The organism is Demequina sp., from assembly GCF_049841215.1.
Taxonomy (GTDB): Bacteria; Actinomycetota; Actinomycetes; order Actinomycetales; family Demequinaceae; genus Demequina.
The window spans coordinates 1-4,071 of record NZ_JASGEO010000004.1 but is presented as its reverse complement, the minus strand read 5'-3'; the positions used below and the strand labels follow the sequence as shown (position 1 = coordinate 4,071).

At 65.2% G+C, this 4,071-nt stretch carries 3 protein-coding genes; 1 reads left to right on the top strand and 2 read right to left on the bottom strand.

The annotated features are described in order from the left end of the window. Positions 1 to 89: 89 nt before the first annotated feature. Together QM618_RS00830 and QM618_RS00825 are read right to left on the bottom strand one after the other, a co-directional pair. A complete protein-coding gene (locus tag QM618_RS00830) occupies positions 90 to 1,403 on the bottom strand; it encodes an extracellular solute-binding protein (protein ID WP_428093487.1) in 1,314 nt (437 codons plus the stop codon). Positions 1,404 to 1,468: 65 nt separating this feature from the next. Beyond that, positions 1,469 to 2,671: an ROK family transcriptional regulator gene (locus QM618_RS00825; protein WP_428093483.1), complete on the bottom strand. Its 1,203-nt coding sequence runs from the start codon at positions 2,669 to 2,671 to the stop codon at positions 1,469 to 1,471. Positions 2,672 to 2,939: 268 nt separating this feature from the next. Between QM618_RS00825 and QM618_RS00820 the strand changes: the two genes are divergently transcribed. Then, the coding region (locus QM618_RS00820) for a polysaccharide pyruvyl transferase family protein (protein WP_428093478.1) at positions 2,940 to 4,071 on the top strand (1,132 nt) is incomplete at its 3' end.

Genomic DNA, 4,071 nt, shown 5'->3' with positions numbered 1-4,071 from the left:
TTTGTGTTGTGTCAGTGGTGTTGTGAGGGCAGGGCTCCTCGCAGTTCGGGCCGCGTTGCCGCGGCCCGACCCGTGAGGTTCAGGCGGAATTAGCCGTTGAGGAGAGCGGAGATCTTCTCGTCGTACTCGGCAGCCAGAGCGGGGATGTCGCCACCACCGTTGACCTTGCCGAAGAACTCCTCGAGGAGACCGGAGCCCTCAACTGCTGCCCAGCCGGGAGCGGCAGGGGTCAGCTTGGAACCGGCGGCGGAGGTGCGGAGCGCCTCAGCGAACTGGTCGTCACCGAGCGAGTCGGCGTAGTCGAGGTTTGCGGGGCCAAGACCGTTCTCGCCGAGCATCTGCTGGTACTCGGGGGAGAAGATGATCTTCATGAGCTCGCGAGCGCCCTCCTGGTTCTTGGAGGCCGCAGAGATCGCGATGTTGGAGCCACCGGCGAACACGGGGGCCACGCCACCGTCAACACCGGGAAGCACGAACACGCCGTTCTTCTCGTCGTTCCACACGTTGATCGGGTCGCCCGCGTCGTTCTCCGATGCGTCACCGATCGACCAGTGGGCCCAACCTGGAGCAATGATCGTCGCGGCCTCCGGCTTGCCGGTGGACTCGTTGTCGTTGATGTTGACCCACGGGGTGGAGTCGAACTCACCAACGGGAGCGTGCGACGAGTTCTTGTACAGGTCCTGAAGCATCTCGAGGCCCTTGATGGAGTTGGGGTCAGAGAGGGTGGAAACCCAGGTGTCCCCGTCCTTCTTGGCGAGGTCGCCGCCGTTGGCGAAGATCCACGAGATGCCGTTGCGCCAGTCGGAACCACCGATGTAGAAGCCGGACTGGTCAGCGGTGGTGAGCTGCTTGGTGACGTCAGAGAACTCCTGCAGCGTGGTGGGCACCGAGACACCAGCGGCGTCGTAGATGTCCTTGCGGTAGAAGTTGTAGCGCGAACCGAAGTAGTACGGGAGCGCGTAGTTCTTGCCGTCAACGACGCCAACGTCCACGAAGGACTTCAGCAGCGAGTCGCCACCCAGCTCCGCGTACATGTCGGTGACGTCAGAGAACGCGCCAACGGTCGTGAAGGTGGGGGACCAAGTGTTGCCGATCTCCGTGACGTCCGGAGTATTCTCGCTATCGGGTAGGGCTGTGGTCAGCTTGCTAAGGGCGTCGCCCCAGTCCTGCTCCTCGATAGTGAGGGTGCCCCCGGTCGCTGCTGCGTATTCCGTCGTAAGGTATTCGCGCAGAGCGTCCGGGGTGTCACCGCCCATGAGCCAGAGCGTGATGTTCTGACCCTCGGCGGACCCGCCCGTCTCTGACGGGGCGGCACTCGTCTCGTCGTCGGACGAAGAGCATCCGGCGAGGACGAGGGCACCGGCAGCCGCGAAGGCTGCGATGCCAACCATCGTCTTCTTCATTCCTTGTTCCTTTTCTTCCTTTGAGTGAGGTGCGTGACCCGCGCGGTCACGTCCTGTGCCAAGGATCACGAGATCCCCAGCTGGCCGGTAAGGACCATGACCGCGGCGCCCAGCACGACGATGTCGCGACCGAGCGTGGTCATCCGCAACGTCAGATCGCCGTGGAAATCGGCCATCGTGCGGTTACGGAGCGTCTCGGCGGTACTGGCGAGCAGCGTTCCGTCGAGAAGATCAAGCGGGCCGGACAGCACGACCTCGCCAAGGTTGAGAGCGCCAACAACTGGCGCCAGGGCAATGCCAAGCCGTTCCCCAGACTCGGCGAGCGTGCGGCCCCTCCCTGCGCTAGCGTCGGCCGCATCCAAGCGGGCCTGGAGGCGCGGAATGGCGAGCCATGTCTCGAGGCAGCCCTCCTTGCCGCACGCGCACAGGTCGCCGCCGTCGGTGCCCACCACGACGTGGCCGATCTCGCCGGCCGCGGAACGGCCGCCCTGCACCACGGAGCCATCGACGACGACCCCGGCACCAACACCGCGTCCAACGCGGATCAGGATCATGTCGGCAGCGCCTTCGCCAAAGGTGCGCTCCGCGAGCGCGGCCACGTTGGCGTCGTTCGCCACCTGCACCGGCAGGTGCGAGTGCTCGGCGAGGAGTGCTTGTAGCGGCACGTTGGTCCAGCCAAGGTTGGGCGCGCTCAGCACCGTGCCGTCGCCGCTCACCACACCGGGAGAGCCCACCCCTACGCCAAGGACGGGAGCCGTAGCACGCCCCACGAGGCGGTCGAGCAACTCTGCGACCGCCTGGACCGCCTGATCGCCAGACACTCCGGCGACGTCCATCTGTTCGCGGTGAAGCACCGTGCCGTCGAGGTCCATGAGCGCGCCACGGAAGATCGAGTCGTAGCTGAGGTCGAGGCCAACGATCGCGAATCCGGTGCGATTGACGTCAAGCAACGTGGCGGGCTTGCCGGGGCGGGCGTCGTTGCGAATGCCGAGCTCGACGACGAGGTTCTGTGCGATGAGGTCTGCCACGAGGTCAGAGATGGTGACGCGCGTGAGGCCCACCTCGCGAGCGAGGTCGGCGCGGCTGAGGCCCGCTGCGCGGTACAAGGTCTGAAGCACAAGCGCGCGGTTGTGGGCGCGTGCGTGCTCTGGCAGAACGCGGGCTCCAGGACGCACGGAGGCGGCCCACGCGCGGGTGCTCGCGCTGCGGCGTTCGGCGCCTTCTTCGGTGCCGTCGGCGGCGGTTGGCCGCACCGACTCTGTCGTCATGTTTGTTAGTAAAGATTACGAACAAACGCTTCGCAAGTTTTGTAAACGATTCGAACAAAACTGTTACCTTGCCGTAACACAACGGAACCACGCCGCCGCTGGCGTGGGTTTCGCCTGCCCGACGCTGGGGCAAGGGACGGCCCCCGGCACACGTTCGCGCGTGGCTGGCATGGGCGCATCGGGGGCCGGGTGCGGAAAGTTGCTATCCTCTGGGCGGCGATTGTCGCGCGCGGACACCGCGCGCCCGCCTGCAGGAAACGGAGACGACGTGTCGAAAATCAGAGTGCTGTTACTGACCAACAGGGACTCCGACAACGTGGGCGACCAGATCATCGAGGCCACGGTCATCAGCCTGATCAAGGCGGCCTACGCCAACCTCGACTTCGCTCCGGGCGACTTCGAGATCAGCACGCGCGCGGCCGGAATCGTCACTCGTGCGTACATGAAGACTCGCGACCCCGCGCTGCTCGAAGGCGCCCGCAAGGCGATCTCCGAGGCGGACGTGGTGGTTTTTGGCGGTGCGCCGCTGTTCAACTACTCGTACCAAAACTTCTACCTGCGGACGATCATCACCCTCGAGCTCGCGCAGGAGTACGGCGTGCCCGTGCTGTTCTCGAGCATCGGCGTAGAGCCCTTTGATCCCAACAACCCCAAGTCCGTGGCGCTCAAGAAGGCGCTCGAGCTGCCCGTGGTGCGCCAGATCACGACCCGCGACGACTTTGAGTCGCTCGCCAAGTACGTGGAAGGAACCGACACCCCCATCGCGCACGTGTCCGATCCCGCCGTGTTCTCTGACGTCGTCTTCTCCCCCAAGCTCGCCGCGCAGGCCGCGAAGCCGGCACCAACTCTCACGCGGCGTGTGAAGTCCAAGCTCCGGCGCATGGCCCGCAAGGCACTTCGCCGGGGAACCCCGGCCACTCACGCCGCGGCAAAGCCCCAGCCCGCCGCCGCTCCCGCGCCCAAGCAGCCGCGCATCGGACTGCTCGCCACGCGCGCAGGAATCTTCAAAGACAACGGCATCGACTTCAACGAGGCGGATCAGCGCGCGTTCTGGCTCGATGTGGTGGCGCTACTCACCGAGCGCGGCTACGACTACAAGATCTTCACCACGGGGCACTTCTCTGACGAGGCCTTCGTCGACTCGCTCGTGCGTGATCAGAGCGTTCGCGCGAGCAAGTGCGCCGTCACGGTGAACTCCCCTGAGGAGTTGATCAACGAGCTCAAGGCATGTGACGGCGTGATCGCCTACCGCCTCCACGCGAGCATCACCTCGTTCGCATACGCGATCCCGTCCATCGGCCTGTCGTGGAACTTCAAAGTCCCCTACTTCTACGAATCCGTAGGCCACGCAGACCGCGCCCTGTCCCACGAACACTGGAACGCCACCGAAGTCGTCGACG

What these genes read in the sequence shown, in the direction of transcription:
- QM618_RS00830 (WP_428093487.1), bottom strand. Translation starts at nt 1,403, where the DNA reads ATGAAGAAGACGATGGTTGGCATCGCAGCCTTCGCGGCTGCCGGTGCC.
- QM618_RS00825 (WP_428093483.1), bottom strand. Translation starts at nt 2,671, where the DNA reads ATGACGACAGAGTCGGTGCGGCCAACCGCCGCCGACGGCACCGAAGAA.